A 20,643-nucleotide genomic window follows, 5' to 3' on the forward strand; every position below is an offset into this window, starting at 1 on the left:
CATCAGAAGCTTTGCTCATCTGCACCAGCTATATTCAGCGTATAATGCAGACAACGTCCCTGTTATTCTTTACGCCCATGCTGAAAGCCATTGCCCTGTCACTGTCACTGTTGCTCTTCCTGGCAGGTTGTACGACAACCCAGGATGTCCAGCCATCCCGGCATAACGAAACCGTTGTGATTATTCACGGCCTGGCCCGCAGTGGTTTTGCCATGCGCAGCCTGACAGGTCGTATTGAGAAAGCGGGCTACAGGACCTTTGTGGTTGACTATTCCTCCCTGGGCAGGCCCATGGGTGAAGTGGTGAACGATGTCACCAGGCAGGTCAACAGCTGCTGCCATGATGCTGTGAAAGTCCATTTCGTCGGCCACTCCCTGGGCGGACTGTTGACCCGGGCCTATTTCAGCCAGCCACAGAGCGAAAAGTTAAGGCAAAAGCTGGGACAGGTGATAATGATTGGCACGCCCAACCAGGGCAGTGCCATCGTTGACCACTACGAAGACCGCTGGTGGATGAACAGACTCGGTGACACGACCCTATCCCTGGGCACCACCCAGGAAGGCTTCCCCCAAAAGCTTCCCCTTCCTGATTTTCGGCCTGGTGTCATCGCCGGCACCAATGGCTGGTTTCTCAGTGACAGGATTTTCGGAGAGAAAAATGACGGACTGGTTGCTGCCAGCTCAACAAAGCTGGCGAACATGGCAGACTACGTAGAAATTGATGTGGGCCACTCCATGATGCGGTTCAACAAAGAAGTGGCAAAGCAGACGCTGTATTTCCTTGAGCATGGACAGTTCAGCAAGGCACAGCATTCAGATTGAAACCAGCCCTTTACGACCCCGCCCATTTCTGGTCAAAATGTATTCTTCAGACCAAAGTCTAATGTTGCACCGTTCCGGGAACCGTAATATAAGGCCCGGATCACAGGAAAGTTATCGCCCCCCCTTTCCTCGGAGCCTGGCAGCGAACTCTGACGATCAGAGTCGTGTGAATGGAATTGCCAGGAACGTCTGGTTAACAACAATAACAATGCAAAGGGACAATACATGACCGCAGCCTCCGTCTATCCGGTGAGCCCGGAGCTGAGCAGAAACTCCCTCATCGACAACGATCGTTACCTGGAGATGTACCAGCAGTCCATCATCAATCCGGAAGGGTTCTGGCGTGAACACGGTCAGCGCATCGACTGGTTCAAACCCTACACCCAGGTCAGGAAGGTGTCTTTTGACGAGCATTTTGTCGACATCAACTGGTTCCAGGATGGCACCACCAACGCTTCCTGGAACTGCCTGGATCGCCACCTTGAAACAAAAGGTGACCAGGTCGCCATCATCTGGGAACCCGATGAAGAAGCCGAGGCCCGCAAGGTCACTTACCGGGAGCTGCATGAACAGGTCTGTCGTTTCGCCAATGGTCTGAAAAGCCAGGGCGTGCGCAAGGGCGACGTGATAGCCATTTACATGCCAATGATCGTTGAAGCCACGGTGGCCATGCTGGCCTGTGCCCGCATCGGTGCTATCCATTCCGTGGTGTTTGGCGGCTTCTCTCCTGAAGCCCTGGCCGGCCGCATCATTGACTCCGGCGCCAAGCTGGTGGTCACTGCCGATGAAGGTTTGCGTGGCGGCAAAAGGGTGCCGTTGAAGGTCAATGTCGACGAAGCCCTATGCCACCCGAATATCAAAACGATTGAAAAAGTCATTGTTTACCGCCACACCGGCGCCGATATCCAGTGGCACAACCATCGGGATGTTTCCTGGCAGGAGCTGACCGCCCTGGCCTCCCCTCGTTGCGAAGCACGGGAGATGGCCGCGGAAGATCCACTGTTTATCCTTTATACCTCCGGTTCCACCGGTAAGCCGAAAGGTGTTCTGCACACCACTGGTGGCTATCAGGTATACGTTTCCATGACTCACCAGTATGTCTTTGACTACAAGGATGGCGAAGTCTTCTGGTGCAATGCCGACGTCGGCTGGATCACCGGACACTCCTATGTCACCTATGGCCCATTGCTCAATGGCGCCACTCTTGTCATGCATGAAGGTGTGCCCAACTACCCGGAAGTGAACCGGATCAGCAAGATCGTTGATAAGCACAACGTCAATATTCTCTATATAGCGCCTACCGCAATCCGTGCCCTGATGGCTGAGGGTGACAGGGCTGTAGAAGGCACAAGTCGTAAGAGCCTCAGACTGCTTGGTACCGTTGGTGAACCCATCAACCCGGAAGCCTGGAACTGGTACTACACCACCGTGGGTGAAGAGCGCTGCCCGATCGTCGATACCTGGTGGCAGACAGAAACCGGCGCAGCCATGCTGACACCCCTGCCCGGTGCTACAGACCTTAAACCCGGCTCTGCCACCCGGCCTTTCTTCGGCGTTCAGCCTGCTCTCGTGGACAACATGGGCAGACTGCTGGACGGCCCGGCGGAAGGCAACCTGGTCATCCTGGACAGCTGGCCCGGGCAGGCCCGTACGGTCTTTGGCGATCATGAGCGGTTCATTCAGACCTACTTCTCAGCTTTCAAGGGCATGTACACAACCGGTGACGGCGCCAGAAGAGATGAGGACGGTTACTACTGGATTACCGGCCGTGTTGATGACGTCCTGAATGTTTCAGGCCATCGCATGGGCACGGCGGAAATTGAATCGGCCATGGTCTCCCATCAGAACGTGGCGGAAGCCGCTGTGGTGGGCTTCCCCCATGACATCAAAGGCCAGGGTATATACGTCTACGTGACATTGAAGACGGGAGTCGACTATTCGGATGAGTTTAAGGCTGAGCTTCGACAGTGGGTACGCAAGGAGATTGGCCCTATCGCCACTCCTGATGTTATTCAGTGGGCTCCGGGTCTGCCAAAAACCCGTTCCGGCAAGATCATGCGACGCATTCTGCGTAAGATCGCCACCGGTGAATATGAGAATCTGGGCGATACCTCGACACTGGCTGATCCGGGCGTGGTACAGCAGTTGATCGAGGATCGAGCTCTGGCCAGTTAACCTTCTCCGTACATTCCACCACACACTGCCCCAGCTGTTGCCCTGCAATGGCTGGGTTTTTTTCGACTCAATCTCCGAGGTTTCCACCCGGGAAACTTGTGTTGACTTTATGGATCATCGTCCCTACTATTCGCACCTCGTTGATGCGGGGTGGAGCAGTTTGGTAGCTCGTCGGGCTCATAACCCGAAGGCCGTTGGTTCAAATCCAGCCCCCGCTACCAATTTCAGAACAACAGGTTCCAGATTTTAACCTGTTGTTCGAAAAGTATTTGATGCGGGATGGAGCAGTCTGGTAGCTCGTCGGGCTCATAACCCGAAGGTCGTCGGTTCGAATCCGGCTCCCGCTACCAAATACAAGCCGGTTTATCCGGCTTTCTTTTTTTGTGAAAAGTCTTTCAATACCTCTACTCAACATAGAAGGATGAAAGATTACTCTCTCGTTCGTGACTGTTTGGGATCTCAATGCAGAAACAACAGGCCAGCTCACCTACAAAAACGGCACTTGTCGTTGAAGGTGGTGGAATGCGCGGTATATTCTCTGCCGGCATTCTGGATGCCTTCATGGACAAACGCTATCGGCAGTTCGATGGCTTCTACGGCGTTTCAGCCGGCGCACTCAACCTGGTTTCTTTTATTGCCGGTCAACGAGGTCGTAACCTCGATCTGTATACCGGCGCCTGTCTGGAACCGAGTTTCATCAGCCTAAAGCGGCATATGAAAGGCGGCAATCTATTTGATCTGGACTGGTTATTTGATCGAATCCAAAGACAACATATGAATATTGACAAGTTTCGAAGCAACCTTCGGGACAAAACATTCACCATTGTCACCAGCTGCGCGAACACCGGTTACCCTGTCTATCACACATTCGATGAACACTTTGATCTTGAGCAGCTGTTCACCGTTCTGAAAGCATCCAGTGCACTGCCCATGATTTATCGCAATGCCATAGCCATCGATGACAGAAACCACGTAGACGGTAGCCTTGCAGACCCACTGCCCATCATGAAAGCGGCTGAAGATGGTTATCAGCACATAGTTGTTCTGCGCAGCCGCGAAAGTCAGTATCGAAAAAAAGCTTCTTCAGCTAACAGACTGCTAGCCTGGCAATTCAGAAAACAGCCGGAAGTTGCTGAACTGATTCGTCAGCAATACTCGATCTATAACGAAACTCTGAATAATTTCGATCAATTAAAGCGCGACGGCATATCCATTACGGAGATAGCTCCGGATATCCAACTCAACTCAACCAGAAGCACCAGAGACCGTGCTCGACTGGTATCGGACTATCACAGAGGCTACTCCGCTGGATTTTCTTTACTTCAGCAATTCAATCAGTCCGGCCTTGCTCAACCCGCCTGATCTTTTTCACGGATTTTACAAACCCTTTAGCTTACTTTCTGGCTTTATTAATCATCCCTACTAGGCTTATGAGTCTGTTGAACTGACGATTGTATCAATCAGCTCAACAGGCTTAGCAGTACTTGCCCTGAAACTTCAATCAATCAGAGCAGGTTCCTTGCTTGCATTCCGAAGGCTCAACCATAGAGGTTTCATTATGCCAAGGCAGATTCTTGTCCCTGTTGCTCATGGCTGTGAAGAAATAGAAGCGGTTGTCATTATTGACACGCTTCGCCGGGCTGGTGCTCAGGTTACTGTTGCAGCCTGTACCGCCGATGGCAGTCTGGAGATTGAAGCTTCCAGGGGCATTAAATTCATTGCCGACTGTCATATTGAAGCCTGCCTTAACAAGAACTTTCATCTGATAGCTCTGCCGGGTGGCATGCCAGGCGCAGCCAACCTTCGGGACAACCCACACCTGACAGAACTACTGAACGAACAACACAAATCACATCGCTGGTACGCAGCCATTTGTGCCTCTTCTGCCGTTGTTCTGGCCCACCACTCCCTGCTCGATAATGTACGAGCTACATGCTACCCCACATTTTTTGATCAACTCGAAGGGGCTTTGCCACAACCAGAAAACCCGGTGGTGGTTGATCAGAAAAAACGAGTCATTACCGGTCAGGGGCCTGGCTGCGCAATGAGCTTCAGTTTTGCACTGATTGACGCAGTCTACGGTAAAGATGCCTATCGCCCGATAGCTAAGCAAATGCTGGCAGACTGGGCACTGTAGACCCTGGATAGCGCCAGTACTTTTGAACAGTTATCAAGAAAGGTCGGGCTGAAACCAAGTACTTTCTTAAGACGATGCCAACAGCACAGCGATGAAAGTACTTTCACTCAAAACTTTTTCTGAGTCTCTGGGCTGAGTACCCCCGAGCAAAGAGAAATATCTTATTTGCACCACCACGAAGCATGAAAACAAATCGTAGCAAAATGTTCATCACGGTAAAAAGAATGATGCTTTCTAATCCATATGAGGGCTTCCCTGATGTAAGGGAAATATGGTTTGATAAAAATAAGGGTTTAGAAAAAGCAGGTACGGACGCTAGCACTAATTAATAAAGCCTTGAGGTATTCATAATGGAAAGCATCATCATTCTCTTATTGTGTGGGCTGGCTCTCTATCAATTGAGCCGGAGACAGGACAAGATGGCTGAGCAGATGATCGCACAGACCTTTAACCGGTTTGAGCGACGCTACAATGATGTCACTTACTCATGTCTGGATGCCATAGTCGTCAAGAAACAACTTCATGGTTTTCCTTCAGTCCCTCTGGTCCCTTCTGTCAACTACACTGCCAGAGCCCTATGCCTTTCTGATAACAACAACTGGTTTTGGTTTGACGCCAGTATCCGAAACATGAAACTCTGTTCAACCGGCATTACACCCGCCTCACAGCCAGAAGCCTGTGATGCACTCAGCAGTGATCCTGAAATGCTCAACCAGTATTTCCCAGAAAAAAAAGACAACAAAGCTAAAGCTGAAACCAGTACCTGAGAGCGTATCCATACCACCCTTCCAGATCACTTTTCATATATTCATACAAAAAAACCGGCGAAAAGCCGGTTTTTTTATTGAGTACTACCCAGATGAACCCGACAGAACTAACTAACAAGAACCTCAGTCTGAAATAAAACCATATCGGCAACGAAAAATACGCAACCTTCCCACGCGTAACTCACATCATTGATTCGCAAGATACAAATAGGTGGGTAGGAACAATGTCCGTAAGATAGATTCTGCAAACGTTCTAATGGTTCCTTAAGTCAGCCCTCTTCCTGGAAGAGGGCTTTTTTTTGCCGTAAATTCAGAGAACCCGGCAACGCTGGATCAAGAAGTTTTTTCCAGCTCTTCTTTGCGCAGATCTTTTCTCAGAATTTTTCCGACCGGTGTCATGGGTAACTCTTGCCGGAATTCAATATCCTTCGGGACCTTGTATGCGGTGAGATGATCTCTGCAATAGGCTACAACTTCATCTTTCTTCAATCCGTTGTCTGAAGGAATCACAAACAATTTGATTCGCTCTCCAGTGACATCATCAGGAATACCAATGGCTGCACAGTTTTCAACTCGATCAAAACTGGCTACTACATCCTCTATCTCATTAGGGTATACGTTAAAGCCAGAGACCAGAATCATATCCTTGATCCTGTCCACAATTTCTATAAAACCGTCTTCTTTTACAATGGCCACATCGCCGGTTTTCAACCAGCCATCCTCAGACAGTACTTCAGCAGTCGCTTCAGGCCTCTTATAATAACCCTGCATCACTTGAGGTCCTCTAACACAGAGCTCCCCTCTTTCACCCACAGCCTGAGCCTCCCCTTCGTCATTAATCACTTTCAACTCAGTACTGGGCACTGGCAATCCTGCTGTACCCAACTGGGCAATCTCACCAAAAGGATTCATACAGACCGCTGGAGAACATTCCGTTAAGCCATAAGCTTCTGAAACATGACAACCAGTGAATTCGTGCCAGCGGACTCCCGTTTCTTTCTGCAGGGCGGTACCACCGGACAGTGTTAGCTTCAGTTTGCTGAAATCGCACTCCTTGAAATCAGGATGATTCATCAGACTGACAAACAGCGTATTCAAACCAATAAAGCCGGTAAACTGCCATGGCTTAACAAATTTGATAAAGGTTTTTGTATCTCTTGGATTGGCAATCAGGACATTCTGATTACCCATGTAGGGCATACACAGCAGATGGACTGTAAAAGCATAGATATGGTACAGAGGCAATGGAGCCACAATAATTTCGCTACCAGCCTGCTGCACCGGCTGACCACTTGCATCCAACTGTGACAAAACCGAGCGAGCCTGGAGCATATTGGCAATCAGATTACGCTGGGTCAGTACCGCCCCTTTAGCCACACCGGTTGTTCCACCGGTATATTGGAGAACGGCAGGATCTTCCGGAGCAGGAGGGTTTTCAAGCGGCTTGGCCTGGCAGGTGCCACCTTTGGCCAGAGCCTCCCTAAATGGTAAAGCCTGCGGAAGATTAAATGGCTCCACCATCTTCTTGACGTGCTTTGCAGCAAAGTTGATCAAGGTCCGCTTGGCAAAAGGCAGCATATCCGCCACCCGGGTGACGATCAGATGCTCAATATCCGTTTCTGCCACCACCTCTTCTACCAGATGACCAAAGTTGTCCATAAATACCAGCGCCTTGGCACCGGAATCGTTGAATTGATGCAACATTTCCCGGGCAGTATATAAAGGATTGGTATTAACAATGGTAAGACCTGCTCTGATCGCCCCATAGACAACGATGGGATACTGAAGCAGGTTGGGCATTTGAATGGCAATGCGGTCGCCAGGCTTCAGAGAAGTATGCTCACGAAGGTAGTTGGCAAACTGCTGACTGTATTGGTCTAAATCACCGTAAGTCAGGGTGTGGCCTATACCTGTGAATGCCGGTCGGGAGGCATTATTTGCAAGAAGCTCCTCAATAATGGTCAGAAGGTTGGGGTAACGATCGGGATCGATGGTTTCAGCAACGCCCGCCGGACGCTTATCGCTCCAGAAAGATGCTTCCATAAGTGCCTGCTCTCTTCTTGTTATTCATGCTACGACACCAGGCTTTTCTATACGAGTCTGCCCGATACCGCACACATCTCTATTTCTGCAAGGGTGTTCGCTCTGTTAGAGCTTGCCAGACTTCTGTCGTAAAAACATCTATCCGCATCACTCATCGGCTCTTTGCTCTTGCTGCCTATTCGGCGACTTTCAGCCTCTGACAAGGTAAACCGGCTGAAAATACGCCTGCACACATATAGCTGTTTAGGGGGTGTGCTATCACCCTGAAGGGATTTTCCAGCTACTTGATGACAGATTCTAACCTTATCAGCACTTTGTTCGAAAATGTAGATCAAAGAAACAGCTCTGGAAAAGATAAGTAGTTTCACTTAACCTAATATTTAAATCGCCTGAACATCGAAGTTTCTATGATCTTTATCAGGGAAAAGGCACCCCAAATAGGCCATTTCACTTTTTCATGCCAAGACCGATGAAATGAGATAGCCCTGGGAAAAGCGCAAGCAGCCATGAACTAAGGAAAGCATTTCGTCACAGGGATGAGATGATTTTCACGGTTGAAAGGACGATCACTTTGCCATCCACCAGCCTTGAAAAGCGAACCTTCGATGCTCGACCTCCGCCCCAGCAGACATTGGGTAGACGGTCATGATTGAGTTTTACCTCAAGATACTCTCAGGTAATCACCAGGGGGCCGAGATCCCTCTGGAACCTGGCAGTCATTCACTGGGCAAGAGTGATCAGTGTGACTTGGTGCTGACTGACGACTCTCTCAGTGAGCAGGAGCTGATTATCAACATCAGCCCGGATGGTCAGTTAACAATATCCAGCCAAACTGAAGACGGATTGCTCTACAGCAATGGCCTACCGCAGGGGCCAACGCTAAATGCTAATCATTTTGACATCATAACCTCCAGTCAGCTGTTTTTTTCTTTGGGCCCTGTGGATGCTGACTGGCCAGACCAGCCTCTACCAGAACTCCAGAGACCTGAGCCAGAACCTCAAGCAGCGGAAGAAGAACTCGAGCCAGTCTCAGATCAGGAAGAAGATGATGACGAGTTTCCTGACCCCCCCGATGTTTTTCTAGACGATGATGAAGTGGATAGCGATGACCTCAATAGCCTGGATGAAGACCTGGATGGAATGGATGAGTCTCAGCCAAACGACAGTGAGGAAGATGAAGAGGAAGACGACTCTGAGGAGTTTGAAAACCCTTTAAAGAATGTCGACAAAAAGTGGCTGATCGGTATACCGGCGGGGATTTTTGCTTTTTTCCTGCTCCTGATCCTGCTGCTTTCAAGTGGCCCGGACGATGAACCTCCTCAAATGAGCCATCTTGATCAGGCCAAGAAGATCCGCAACCTGCTGAATCAGAAAAACGTCAAACTGAAAGAACTTCCTGACCAAAGTATTTTGATCTCCGGCTATACCCTGACAATGAGTGATAAGCAGACCATTCAGCGAGAGCTTCGCGAAAAGAACATTCCTTTCAGCTCACAACTGGTTGTCATGAGTGAATTGAGAGCCAATGCCGACGCACTGCTGAAGAATCAGGGACACAAATCGCTCAGCCTGGAACTGGACAACTCTCCCGGCTCATTGGTTATGACAGGCTATGCTCCTACCTCTGAAGAGCTGCAAAAGATCATTGCCGCCCTGAAACAAGAGGTTCACGGACTGGTCTCTATCGTCGATCAGGTGGAAAACCAGGCTGGCAGACTCAACACCCTCAAGTCCATGTTGAGGGAAAAAGGCTTGAGCCCTCGCATACATTTAATACAAAAACCCAACCAGATCACTTTAGAAGGCCACCTCTTGGACGATGAACAGGTATATAACCTGAACGATGTGGTCACGCGTTTCAGAAAACGGTATGGCAATCAGCCTCAACTCAGGTTGGCGACCAAAACGGCTGGAGCTCCTGCCAGGGTCATTAATACTCCCCTGGGCCCCTCTCTTAAGATTCGGGCAGTGAGTATGGGAAGAGTGCCTTTCGTGACCATGGCAGACGGTGCAAAGTACCTGGTCGGCGCAAAACTGGCCAACGGGTATATAATTGAAGATATCAATCTTGAGTATCTTTTATTATCAAAAGGCACAGATCGAATTAAATATCGTCTTGGAGGGAAAAGTGAAGGACCAACAAACCGATAATGAGAAAGTCCATCTCTCAGACCTTGAAGACCGTCTGATTCTTGACACCGAAGGTGAACTCAGGGAACAGGTTCTCAAGGAGCTGGTTGATGAAGCGTTTCGCCTCAAAGCCGCCCGTGACAAAGGGCTTTCTCCTGATGAATTTGAAACCAACGACACGATGATTACCGCATTGATGGCTGCCGCCGAAGTCGTCGATAAAACCTGGAACACTCATCATAAAAAACACTGATTAAAGTACCGTCTGACGGCTACAGTACTGTCCAAAAGGGAGAAGGATCATGTCAACCGGACAACAGGGAACAGCTGGAGCCAACCAGTTTAACTTTGACCATATACAGTCAGTTTTTGGTAAGACGGCAGAAACACTTGACCAGAACCTGAAAGCCAAAATCACCAACATGGACCCAAACAACACCAAAGACATGGTGGAGTTCCAGGTTGAATTCAACAAGTACATGATCATTGAGGGTTTGAGATCAAGCATCATCAAATCCATCAAAGACACACTACAGAGTATTATCCAGAAATTATAAGCCGGGCAAGCAGCCATGAGCTGTCAATGCTGTTCCCCTCGAACCATGAAAATAACTACCGAACTCCGAAACGTAGCATTTTCAAGGTAAACAGACAGAGGCCTGAACCATGACCGATGAAAAACTGATCAAGACCCTGGCAGATATAGGCTTCATGGCCTCCAGCGTGGGTATGTCAAAGCACGCCTTCGGTATTTTCAGCGCCCTTGAAAAAGCCAGACCCGACAGCGTCCTGCCTACTCTGGGCTATGCCCTGACCTTCATAAATAAGAAGATGAATCAGGAAGCGCTGGAGATTCTTCACAAAGAAGCCATTCCAAAAGATCCTGAGAACCCAACTGTCAAAGCATTCATTGGTATGGCCATGATGATGGAAGGGCGCAACAAGGAAGGGGAAGATTATTTGACCACCGCCCAAAAAGAGGGCGATGAAGAGACAGCCACTATGGCCAAAGAACTGCTGAACAACATCAGAAAAGGTTAAGTCTTTTTCTCCCTGACTGCCATTTCTTCAAGAACACCCTGCCTGAGTTCCTCAGGCATACCCTCTCCAGCATTGAGATGCTGTTCAAACCAGCTTTCAATCATCTGCTGGCAAGCATTCAAAAATCGATCCCTGAGCTCTTTATCCGACAGGTTCGAAATTAACCCCACCTGCTTTTCGATCGTATCGACAGAAAAATAATCAGGGCTTATTTCGTGCAAAGCCCCATTATAACCCTGAATAAATACCCCGGATTCTCCAAGCTTTCTGACAAAGTCACGCTGCTCGATGGCCAGCCACCCTTGCGCAACTGAATCCGACAAGACACTGACCGGCTCCTGCCAGGGGGTATCAAGCCAGCGCTGACTAACCTCTGAGCCCAGCGTGATCCGCTTGGCAATCCTCAGGAAATACCCTTTACTTCGTTCTCTGGTGATTTCCTGCAACGCTCTGGCTACATGCAGATCACGAAATTGCTTGCGAGCTTCGTTCAGATTCCAACGAGGCTGATACCTGACCTCACAACCCATCATCGACTTCAGGCAATCATTCCAGTGCTCAGCATTTTCACTAATGAGAGAAACTGATTGTTGAAAGCCTTCTATAAAAGCTGTGCTGTATAAAGCGGCAACCGGAGGCTGTCGACCATCCAGAGAATGTCGACCGTTGTCCATGAGCATATGATCAAGAAAAGGATGAATCTGTTGAGGCTGATCCGCTACCAGCTCCCCATTCTCCAGCTTTACTGAGCAATAACGGGTCTGACAGATATGAAAATTCTCCCATATCTTCATGATACTGGTTTGACCCAGACTGGAATCCTGCATACCTCGTAAAAAGCCAAGTTCAGGGTTTTGTAACTCCCTCTCCAGCTGCATAATAACGCCACTGTGTAGCGCAGTCTCAGCATCAATAAGATAGGGTTTATTGTCATTGATATGTAGATTTTTGCTGTGAATATCAGCAAGGCCTGTCATAAGACAGAAACCACCTGCTACGCCCAGTCGACGATGGTAAGTGTCCAGATCACTGATCTCAGCAACCGCCTCTGATGCTATAAATTCAACATAACCGTAGGTGTATTTATTCAGTATTTTGAAAACACCCAGAGCATCAGAATCCTGCAACCAGCCATTCAATGACTGGGCCATGCTCCCTTGATCTCCAAGCAATAATTGATCAATAGAAAGATCTCTGGGCTTGTAAACCAGACTTTCTCCATTATTAAATTCCAACCGAAAGACCGGAGCACCAGAGTCTATTTTCATATTGGTGATGGACATCAAACCGGAAGCAGGCCGACTGTCATCGGAGAAAAAGAGAGCATTTATCTCTGACAAATCCTGATTGACTCGTCTCAGAAGCAATCTGATGAACCTTGATCGCTGCAGGAATTCTTTACGACAATTCCGATACCAAAAAGGGTAAGATTCAATCAACACCTTAACCCCTTTCGATTCCAACAACTTCAGCACTTCTCCATAACTGCTCAAGTCATGATCTTCTGCAAACCAGCCAATAGCCTGAAGCAACCTGTCGTCCATCCACTCAAGGACTGGTTGAGCAATAGATTGCATCAGACCATCATCAGAGCCATCCATATCCGCTGCATGATCCTGACAGAGTGTTACGAACTGATTGATAAAAGGCTTGATCCATTTGGATCGCAACTGCTCAGGAAAAACCAGGTCATCAGTCAGACTTTGGCTGTCTATCTCAAACCACTCCGGCAATCCAAAAGAGGCAGGTTTTGTCCTGTTACTTTCTGAGGAAAGTTCAACTAGCTGATACTTAAGCATCCAGGTCAACAAAAACAATAACTGCTGCTTGTCGGGAAATACTTTCTCCAGGTTACTGATGCTCTCAGGTGTAACCAGCTTTCGAATAACAATTCTTATGGCATTTTTATCAAGAAGATGACTCAGCTGACTGAAGAAAAAACCCTTCTCCGACATAAGCAAAACGCGGAGACCTCTATCAGTAGCCACAAGTCGGTCGGTTTCTGCCAGAGTGGCAGAAGCATAATGACCAAACACATCCCGATAAGGCATGCCCACTTCCCTGCCCTTATGAAGGCGCATTCTGGAAGTTTCCTGGCCCAACGCTTCCACCAGCCTGTGGTATTGCTCAATCAACAACGGCCAGCTGAAAGTCTCATTAATTCTCTGGATGGCTGCTTTGGACATTTCTTTACGGAGATTCTCATCCAGAAGCAATGATGACAAAGCCTCTTTCAACGACTCAATATCCACTGCAACACCTTGAGCCTGAATAAGCTGAGCCTGAGCTTTGCTCACAAGACTAAGGGAGCGAGAAATAGCATCATGATCGGCTGAAGAGGTTTTGATCAGGTAACCCTCTTGCCCTGAAACGATCAGATCACGGTAACCGTTCCAGTCGGAAAGGATAACGGGAATGCCGGCCCTCATTGCTTCCAATGGGGCCAACCCGAAGCTTTCCTGAACGTTATCTGACAGAGACACAAAAACATCCGCTTCCGCCATCAATTGCTCTCTTTTGTCATCATCTACCGAGAGCTCAAAGCGGATATAATCTTCCAGGTTGAATTCATACGCCTGGGCCAATAAAGAACGCACGTATTCACTGGACGCATCACCGGCACCCGCAATCACCAGCTGAAACTTTGTGACAGCCCCCTCTTCGATCAGATCGTTCAAAGCCAGCAGCAATGGATGTAAGTCCATCTTATCGGCTGCAGACAACCTGCCAAGGCAAAGTATCTGAGGCACTTTTCTTTGTGAAGAAACAGCAGGCTCTTGCCCACCCGATTCCTTACCGGCAGGTTCAATACCCAAAGGAATGAGATTGACCTGTCCTCGATAGGGTACAGCTACTCCTACTGTGTCACTGACGCTGGCGCTGGCTGAAGACAGCAGACGCTTCATGACGGTCTTTTGTGCGCTTGAACTGCAGATTATGGAATCACAGGGTTTTAAGGGTGAGAAAATCAAATCCCGAACCCGGGAAAGACGAGTGTCATCATTCAGGCTATGAGCTCTGCCTGTTATTGGAAATACACCCGATGCATGTCTTTCTCGAAGAGAAGCCAGGTCAGAGATATAAGGATCACCGGAATGAAAAACGGTATAAACATGTTCCTGCAGCGAAGAAGGCAGTTCATGAACTGGTAAAATACTGATGCTCTTACCTGCTCCAAACTGACTAAGGTAGGACTTCCAATCTTGCCTGAAGGCTGCAACTTGCCCTCCATGCAAAAATAGATGAAGCTCATCAAAACGACTGTATCGAATCACCGCCTTGAGAAAGGCTTCATTAGCCTGACGCAGGCCGTTATATCCGCTAATGGAATTGTCTTCCCAAGTAACAAGACAACCAAATAAAGTGTGATTGGAAGCCTGATCCGTCATGGCATTATCATCGTTGGCATTGTTGGCATCACTGCCTGTTCCTGACTGATCTCCATCAGGTAATACTCAAAATTATTAGCAAACTCAGACAGAGCTTCTTCTATCTGATCTTCATCCAATCCCTGCAGTGGACAAGAGTAATGTAAGGCCAAAGCATCTTTTTCTGGCTCAATCGACAGGATCACCCGCTGGGTAGTAGCCAGCCCCACGGTTTTAGTCATCAGACTGCGAAGTAAATTTTCCCGATCTTTTTCGCCGGATGACAACTGGGCAATAACCCCATGCAAAAAGAATCGTCCATTAGCCTGAAAACAGGTTAACTCAATGCGGTTGTCGATGGTGAGATAGTAGCGGTTATCACGAAAGTCCAGTTCACCCAGCTGATTGTTGCGGGCGACGGCTTTCATCAGATTATCGAAACTCATAGCTTCCCTGCTCCGGGTGAAGGCATCCATGCCTTCTGGTTAGGTATTAATTACAGTTTACTATGAATGTACTGTTTCGGCAGGTACCGGAAAAAATCTCCCGATATTATTTTCAACAGCATATGGCCGAAGCTTATTCTGCCACCAGATTTTCAGCGGACTTACTCTGGCTATTGCCCGACATCTTGCGGAACAACAGCACAAGCAGCACAAAACCTGCTCCAGAAGCAAGAAAGCCCATGAGCGAAGAGTCTGTCAGACCCATCACCAGATAGCCCAGCATAGCCACACCAGCAATACCCAACGCATAAGGCAGCTGGGTAGTCACATGATCAATATGGTGACAGGAGGCTCCTGTAGAGGACAGAATCGTGGTATCAGAGATCGGTGAACAGTGATCACCAAACACCGCACCCGCCAGTACTGCAGCCAACATAGGCAAAATCATGGCAATATCGGCTGCGGCAGCCATATCACCCGCGATAGGCAGCATGATTCCGAAAGTTCCCCAGCTGGTGCCCGTAGAGAACGCCATAGCTCCGGAAACCACAAACAGAATCAACGGCAAATAGCCCGGATCGATTTGTGAACTACTAACCAGATCAGCCAGGAACTTACCGGTCTCTAAAGAACCGATAATATCCACCAGCACCCAGGCCAGCACCAGAATATAAATGGCTGGCAGCATGGAGCGGGTACCCTCCATGACAGCTTTACCCCAGGTCGCAGCATCCAGATTATGGCTAAGCATTCTGACAGCCGTTACCAGCATACCCGCCAGACCGCCATAGATCAGAGAATTAACCACATTGGTGTTTTCAAAAGCACCCAGAATAGAGAACGGAGTACCGGCTTCCTGAAGCGCAAAAGCACCGGTCGCAATCAGGGAAGCGGTCGTCGCGATGACCAGAGTCAGTACAGGAATAACCAGGTCGGCAACGGTACCTTTCTCACTGCTGCTAATCGTATCGGAAGCACCTGGAGGCGTACCTTTCTGGCTGTCATACAGCTCACCTGCTCGAGCGCGACGTTCATGGGTCAGCATGGGACCCACATTCAGATCCATAATCGCGGTGCAGAATACCAAAGCCAGTGCAAAAATCGCATACAGATTCATTGGCACCATGCTGACGAAGGCGCCAATAGCGCTGACATCGGTCACTTCATGAGCCACCAGAATACTGCCAATTAAGGCGATAATGTAAGCTCCCCAACTGGAGATTGGGGTGATAACACAGACAGGCGCAGCTGTTGAATCAATCAGATAGGCCAGCTTAGCCCTTGAAACACCATGACGATCTGTCAGGGGACGGCCAATATTACCCACGGCCAGAGCATTAAAATAATCATCGATGAAGATAATAACACCCAGCAGTACTGTGACTAATTGTGAGCCCTGGCGAGATTTTACTCTCTGGCGTGCCCAGTCACCAAAAGCTCTGGCACCACCAGAAACATCAATCAGGGTGGTAATGATGCCCAGCATAATGAGGAAAATCAGGATGAAAACGCTGCCTGTATTCAGGCCATCGTCCCAAAAAACCTTGGTAAAGCTGCTGGTGAGGTAAGAAAACGTACTGGTCACACTGAAATCTGTCAGTAGCAATGCACCAGCAAGGATACCCGCCCCCAGTGAGAAGAGTACGTGGCGAGTCAGGATCGCCAGAATAATAGCTACTGCAGGAGCAACTAATGACAAGGAAGATGTGCTGTAACTAAGTAATTCCATAAATACTGATCTTGTGAGTGAACACGCCCAGAGAGTAGAACTTCCATGACTACTGGATTTAAGCTTAATTCACGATAAAGGATCAGGAGGGCAATGGATTGAGCAGAATACGGTTCGATAAACCTGTATTAGCCTGTCGCTGAACAACCTGCCTTTTGGACAGTATTATTCAGAAACAATTGTCCAGTAGCGCTCCACAGTAGGAACTGTGACAGTGATACACCTATTCGATGCAGCACCAGCAGATGAGTTTGACGACCCTTCTGCTTCGGCACCCTTTCCTTTCATCCGGTTTGCAGTCCTGAAAACTCAGGACTTTCGGAGTCACTCTGCTCCGGATTACTGATAAACGGTGCGCCTCTACTTTTTACCTTGATCAATGGATTCCAGAGATCAAAGGCTTGATTCTTGTGGGAACTTCTTTGCTATTCGCAAAAAAGCCCCCTTTCACCCTAGTGGAGTTCAGACCTCAAGGTCTGAAAATAACTTCCAGTCTACGGTGTTTATAAAGAGGATCACAGGCAGGGACGTAGCGACGGCTTCCTGCCACGTCACCCCTGATGGTCAATAATTATGCACATCAACGCAAGAGTGACAACTGTGAGTTTTACGTAAAGGCACCTTTACATCTAAAAACCACCCACATTTCAGAAATTTAATCTGTTAGCTTTTTTATCCATAGAAACAAAAACGGCTTGCCATCTGATTCATGACAAGCCGTTGTTTAAACCATTATCCGGACAATGCCAGATTTTTATTCCCACTCAATCGTCGCAGGCGGCTTACTGGAGACATCATAAGTTACACGAGATACATGCTCAATCTCATTGATAATCCGACCAGACACCTTCTCCAACAACTCATAAGGCAGGTGTGCCCAGCGAGCCGTCATAAAGTCAATTGTTTCAACCGCACGCAACGCTATGACATATTCATAACGACGACCATCACCTACCACACCTACAGATTTAACTGGCAGGAACACAGCAAAGGCCTGGCTGGTCTTATGGTACCAGTCAGCATTGTGCAGCTCTTCAATGAAAATGGCATCAGCCTGACGGAGAATATCGCAGTACTCTTTTTTGACCTCAGCCAGAACCCTGACACCCAGACCAGGGCCCGGGAACGGGTGCCGGTAAACCATGTCATAGGGCAGACCCAGTTCGAGACCGATCTTGCGCACTTCGTCCTTGAACAGCTCACGAAGAGGCTCAACCAGCTCCATCGCCATATCATCAGGTAAACCACCCACATTGTGGTGAGATTTGATGACATGAGCCTTACCAGATTTGGCTCCTGCTGATTCGATCACATCAGGGTAAATCGTGCCCTGTGCCAGGAACTGGACATTATCCAGAGCTGTAGCATGCTGATCAAAGACCTCAATAAAGGTGTTACCGATGGCTTTGCGTTTTGCTTCAGGATCCTGAACACCTTTCAGCTTTTCCAGAAACAGTTCTTCAGCGTCAGCACGAATGACACGCACCCCCATGTTCTGGGCAAACATGGCCATCACCTGATCGCCTTCATTCAAACGAAGCAGGCCATTATCAACAAATACACAGACCAGCTGATCACCGATAGCCTTGTGCAGAAGTGCCGCTACAACACTGGAATCCACACCACCGGAGAGCCCCAGCAGTACTGTTTTATCACCTACCTGCTCACGAACACGGGTAATGGCATCTTCAATAATCTGACCCGGTGTCCAGAGCTTCTGGCAGCCGGCAATATCAATCACGAAACGCTCAAGAATTCGCCCGCCCTGCTTGGTGTGAGTCACTTCAGGATGGAACTGAACACCGTAATACCGCTTCTCTTCACAGGCCATAGCCGCAAAAGGACAGGAGTCAGTAGAAGCCGCTACAACAAAACCTTCTGGCAACTGGGAAACCTTGTCGCCATGACTCATCCAGACATCCAGGCTCATACGTCCCTGCTCACCCACATGATCTTCAATGCCATCGAACAAGCGAATCTTGTTTTCCAGGCTTACCTGGGCATAACCGAATTCACGCAGGCTAGAGGTAGACACCTCACCGCCCAGTTGTTCAGCCATAGTCTGCATGCCATAGCAGATGCCCAGCACAGGAACACCCAGATCAAACACAGCCTGAGGCGCTCGGGGTGAAGCATCACCGGTCACTGATTCGGGGCCACCGGAAAGGATCACGGCCTTGGGGCCGAATTCAACAATAGCCTGCTCATCCATATCATAAGGATGCAGCTCGCAATAAACGCCTATCTCACGTACACGACGGGCGATTAGCTGGGTGTACTGGGAACCGAAATCCAGAATCAGAATTCGTTCGGCGTGGATATCCTGTGACATGTGTCTTCTCAAAAATGTATAACAACCATGGCCAACAACAGGTCTTCTCCATAGTGTGGATGATGGCCTGTCACTGCCCAGAAATTCAATAAACTGCTGAGCTTACCGCCAACAGTTCGAGGGAATTATCAAGTTCAGTTATTAACCGACGCGGTAATTCGGGGCTTCTTTGGTAATGGTGACGTCATGGACATGAGACTCTTTCATACCCGCATTGGTGACCCGAACAAACTCAGGCACTGTACGCATAGCCTTCATATCCTCTGAACCTGTGTACCCCATTGCAGCACGCAAGCCCCCCACCATCTGGTGGACAATAGCATTCAGTGGCCCCTTGTAAGGCACACGACCTTCAATGCCTTCTGGCACCAGCTTCTCTGTACCTTCTTCCGTACTCTGGAAGTAACGGTCACTAGAGCCCGAAGCCTGAGCCATGGCACCCAGAGAACCCATACCCCGATAGGCCTTGTAGCTACGACCCTGATAAAGCTCAACTTCACCAGGCGCCTCTTCGGTACCTGCCAGCATACTTCCCAGCATGACAGCACTGGCGCCCGCTACAATAGCTTTAGCCAGATCGCCCGAGAAACGGATACCTCCGTCAGCAATGACCGGGATGCCCGTTCCTTCCAACTCAGCCACAACATTGGCTACAGCAGAGATCTGAGGAACACCAATACCCGTCACAATACGTGTAGTACAGATGGAACCAGGGCCAATCCCCACTTTGACACCATCAGCGCCTGCATCAGCCAGCGCTCTGGCCGCCGCACCGGTAGCGATATTGCCACCTACGACTTGTACATGAGGATAGGTTTCCTTAACCCAGCGAACCCTATCTATAACGCCTTTTGAGTGCCCGTGGGCGGTATCAACAATAACGACGTCTACGCCGGCATCGACCAGAGCAGCAACACGCTCAGGGGTTTCAGGTCCAGTACCTACAGCCGCTCCTACTCTGAGCTGACCGTGGGAATCTTTACTGGCGTTGGGGTAGTCCTGGGCCTTCTTGATGTCCTTAACGGTCATCATACCGACCAGATCAAACGCTTCATTCACCACCAGTACCTTCTCGATACGATGCTTGTGAAGCAGTTTACGGACTGTTTCCTGGTCAGTACCTTCTTTAACGGTAACCAGTCTGCCTTTTGGCGTCATAATATCCGCCACAATCATGTCCAGATTGGAAACAAAACGAACATCGCGACTGGTGACAATACCGACCAGATCGCTGCCGTCCAGAACCGGAACACCGGATATTTTATGGCGACCGGTCAGTTCAAGCAGAGCTCTTACCGTCGAGGAGGAATCGATCGTGATAGGGTCTTTGACCACACCGCTTTCATGTTTTTTGACTTTGCGGACTTCATTAGCCTGCTGGGCAACGGTCATATTCTTGTGAATGATGCCAATGCCACCTTCCTGCGCCATGGCAATAGCCAGACGGGCTTCAGTCACGGTATCCATAGCTGCAGAAATCAGAGGCATTCTGAGCTCGATGTCGCGGGTCAGCTTTGTGGTCAGAGAAACATCTTTGGGGAGAACTTCTGAATATCCAGGCAGAAGCAGGACATCATCGAAAGTGAGGGCTTCTTGGGCGATTCTCAGCATTACCTGTTACCGATCCGAGTGTATTTGATGGATGGAAAGAATC

General features: G+C 49.0%; 15 protein-coding genes, 2 tRNA genes and 1 riboswitch. Of the genes, 11 read left to right on the forward strand and 6 right to left on the reverse strand.

Annotation, left to right across the window (positions count from 1 at the left end; genetic code table 11):
* Window positions 1-44: 44 nt before the first annotated feature.
* The 7 genes from ACR2PX_RS06590 to ACR2PX_RS06620 all read left to right on the forward strand — a co-directional run bounded on the left by ACR2PX_RS06590 (window position 45) and on the right by ACR2PX_RS06620 (window position 5,900).
* Window positions 45-821, forward strand: a complete 777-nt coding sequence (locus ACR2PX_RS06590) for an alpha/beta fold hydrolase (protein ID WP_433998567.1) — start codon at window positions 45-47, stop codon at window positions 819-821.
* A gap of 225 nt (window positions 822-1,046) precedes the next feature.
* Window positions 1,047-2,996, forward strand: a complete 1,950-nt coding sequence (acs, locus tag ACR2PX_RS06595; protein ID WP_433998568.1) for an acetate--CoA ligase — start codon at window positions 1,047-1,049, stop codon at window positions 2,994-2,996.
* 144 nt (window positions 2,997-3,140) lie between these two features.
* Window positions 3,141-3,217: transfer RNA gene (locus ACR2PX_RS06600), tRNA-Met, on the forward strand.
* Between the two features lie 52 nt (window positions 3,218-3,269).
* Window positions 3,270-3,346 (forward strand) — tRNA-Met (locus ACR2PX_RS06605).
* Window positions 3,347-3,458: 112 nt separating this feature from the next.
* Entirely contained in the window at window positions 3,459-4,358 is a 900-nt protein-coding gene (locus ACR2PX_RS06610) for a patatin-like phospholipase family protein (protein WP_433998569.1), read from the forward strand.
* A gap of 196 nt (window positions 4,359-4,554) precedes the next feature.
* Window positions 4,555-5,133: a DJ-1 family glyoxalase III gene (locus ACR2PX_RS06615; RefSeq protein WP_433998570.1), complete on the forward strand. Its 579-nt coding sequence runs from the start codon at window positions 4,555-4,557 to the stop codon at window positions 5,131-5,133.
* Between the two features lie 350 nt (window positions 5,134-5,483).
* Entirely contained in the window at window positions 5,484-5,900 is a 417-nt protein-coding gene (locus ACR2PX_RS06620; RefSeq protein WP_433998571.1) for a hypothetical protein, read from the forward strand.
* Between the two features lie 333 nt (window positions 5,901-6,233).
* Here the strand turns inward: ACR2PX_RS06620 and ACR2PX_RS06625 are convergent, their stop codons facing one another.
* Window positions 6,234-7,943, reverse strand: coding sequence for an AMP-binding protein (locus ACR2PX_RS06625; RefSeq protein ID WP_433998572.1), 1,710 nt, complete (start codon window positions 7,941-7,943; stop codon window positions 6,234-6,236).
* Window positions 7,944-8,588: 645 nt separating this feature from the next.
* Here ACR2PX_RS06625 and sctD point away from each other — a divergent pair.
* From sctD to ACR2PX_RS06645, 4 genes are all read left to right on the forward strand, one after another.
* Entirely contained in the window at window positions 8,589-10,094 is a 1,506-nt protein-coding gene (gene sctD, locus ACR2PX_RS06630) for a type III secretion system inner membrane ring subunit SctD (protein WP_433998573.1), read from the forward strand.
* The gene (locus ACR2PX_RS06635; protein ID WP_433998574.1) at window positions 10,072-10,326 is read left to right on the forward strand and encodes a hypothetical protein; all 255 of its coding nucleotides are present in this window, start codon (window positions 10,072-10,074) and stop codon (window positions 10,324-10,326) included. The genes sctD and ACR2PX_RS06635 overlap by 23 nt, the downstream gene beginning before the upstream one ends.
* A gap of 49 nt (window positions 10,327-10,375) precedes the next feature.
* Window positions 10,376-10,630 carry a type III secretion system needle filament subunit SctF gene (gene sctF / locus ACR2PX_RS06640; RefSeq protein WP_433998575.1) on the forward strand — a complete coding sequence of 85 codons (255 nt, stop codon included), beginning with the start codon at window positions 10,376-10,378 and terminating at the stop codon, window positions 10,628-10,630.
* 109 nt (window positions 10,631-10,739) lie between these two features.
* Complete coding sequence (locus tag ACR2PX_RS06645; protein ID WP_433998576.1) at window positions 10,740-11,114, forward strand: tetratricopeptide repeat protein; 375 nt, start codon at window positions 10,740-10,742, stop codon at window positions 11,112-11,114.
* On the opposite strand, the gene ACR2PX_RS06650 is transcribed toward ACR2PX_RS06645, so the two are convergent.
* From ACR2PX_RS06650 to guaB, 5 genes are all read right to left on the reverse strand, one after another.
* On the reverse strand, window positions 11,111-14,503 hold the full coding sequence (locus tag ACR2PX_RS06650) for a DUF4135 domain-containing protein (RefSeq protein WP_433998577.1): 3,393 nt from the start codon (window positions 14,501-14,503) through the stop codon (window positions 11,111-11,113). The genes ACR2PX_RS06645 and ACR2PX_RS06650 overlap by 4 nt on opposite strands.
* Window positions 14,500-14,928 carry a CesT family type III secretion system chaperone gene (locus ACR2PX_RS06655; protein ID WP_433998578.1) on the reverse strand — a complete coding sequence of 143 codons (429 nt, stop codon included), beginning with the start codon at window positions 14,926-14,928 and terminating at the stop codon, window positions 14,500-14,502. Before ACR2PX_RS06655 ends, ACR2PX_RS06650 begins: the two co-directional genes overlap by 4 nt.
* A gap of 133 nt (window positions 14,929-15,061) precedes the next feature.
* Window positions 15,062-16,657, reverse strand: a complete 1,596-nt coding sequence (locus tag ACR2PX_RS06660; protein WP_433998579.1) for a Na+/H+ antiporter NhaC family protein — start codon at window positions 16,655-16,657, stop codon at window positions 15,062-15,064.
* 179 nt (window positions 16,658-16,836) lie between these two features.
* A riboswitch (Lysine riboswitch) is annotated at window positions 16,837-17,028 on the reverse strand.
* 383 nt (window positions 17,029-17,411) lie between these two features.
* The gene (gene guaA / locus ACR2PX_RS06665) at window positions 17,412-18,989 is read right to left on the reverse strand and encodes a glutamine-hydrolyzing GMP synthase (protein WP_433998580.1); all 1,578 of its coding nucleotides are present in this window, start codon (window positions 18,987-18,989) and stop codon (window positions 17,412-17,414) included.
* A 141-nt stretch (window positions 18,990-19,130) separates the two neighbouring features.
* Window positions 19,131-20,600: an IMP dehydrogenase gene (gene guaB / locus ACR2PX_RS06670; RefSeq protein ID WP_433998581.1), complete on the reverse strand. Its 1,470-nt coding sequence runs from the start codon at window positions 20,598-20,600 to the stop codon at window positions 19,131-19,133.
* Window positions 20,601-20,643: the final 43 nt, after the last annotated feature.

It is taken from the genome of Endozoicomonas sp. (genome assembly GCF_051008435.1).
Taxonomy (GTDB): domain Bacteria; phylum Pseudomonadota; class Gammaproteobacteria; order Pseudomonadales; family Endozoicomonadaceae; genus Endozoicomonas_A.

Coding starts and splice junctions, on each gene's coding strand:
- guaA (WP_433998580.1), bottom strand. CDS start 18,989: ATGTCACAGGATATCCACGCCGAACGAATTCTGATTCTGGATTTCGGT.
- ACR2PX_RS06590 (WP_433998567.1), top strand. CDS start 45: ATGCAGACAACGTCCCTGTTATTCTTTACGCCCATGCTGAAAGCCATT.
- ACR2PX_RS06615 (WP_433998570.1), top strand. CDS start 4,555: ATGCCAAGGCAGATTCTTGTCCCTGTTGCTCATGGCTGTGAAGAAATA.
- sctF (WP_433998575.1), top strand. CDS start 10,376: ATGTCAACCGGACAACAGGGAACAGCTGGAGCCAACCAGTTTAACTTT.
- ACR2PX_RS06660 (WP_433998579.1), bottom strand. CDS start 16,657: ATGGAATTACTTAGTTACAGCACATCTTCCTTGTCATTAGTTGCTCCT.
- acs (WP_433998568.1), top strand. CDS start 1,047: ATGACCGCAGCCTCCGTCTATCCGGTGAGCCCGGAGCTGAGCAGAAAC.
- sctD (WP_433998573.1), top strand. CDS start 8,589: ATGATTGAGTTTTACCTCAAGATACTCTCAGGTAATCACCAGGGGGCC.
- ACR2PX_RS06650 (WP_433998577.1), bottom strand. CDS start 14,503: ATGACGGATCAGGCTTCCAATCACACTTTATTTGGTTGTCTTGTTACT.
- ACR2PX_RS06625 (WP_433998572.1), bottom strand. CDS start 7,943: ATGGAAGCATCTTTCTGGAGCGATAAGCGTCCGGCGGGCGTTGCTGAA.
- ACR2PX_RS06620 (WP_433998571.1), top strand. CDS start 5,484: ATGGAAAGCATCATCATTCTCTTATTGTGTGGGCTGGCTCTCTATCAA.
- ACR2PX_RS06610 (WP_433998569.1), top strand. CDS start 3,459: ATGCAGAAACAACAGGCCAGCTCACCTACAAAAACGGCACTTGTCGTT.
- ACR2PX_RS06645 (WP_433998576.1), top strand. CDS start 10,740: ATGACCGATGAAAAACTGATCAAGACCCTGGCAGATATAGGCTTCATG.
- guaB (WP_433998581.1), bottom strand. CDS start 20,600: ATGCTGAGAATCGCCCAAGAAGCCCTCACTTTCGATGATGTCCTGCTT.
- ACR2PX_RS06655 (WP_433998578.1), bottom strand. CDS start 14,928: ATGAGTTTCGATAATCTGATGAAAGCCGTCGCCCGCAACAATCAGCTG.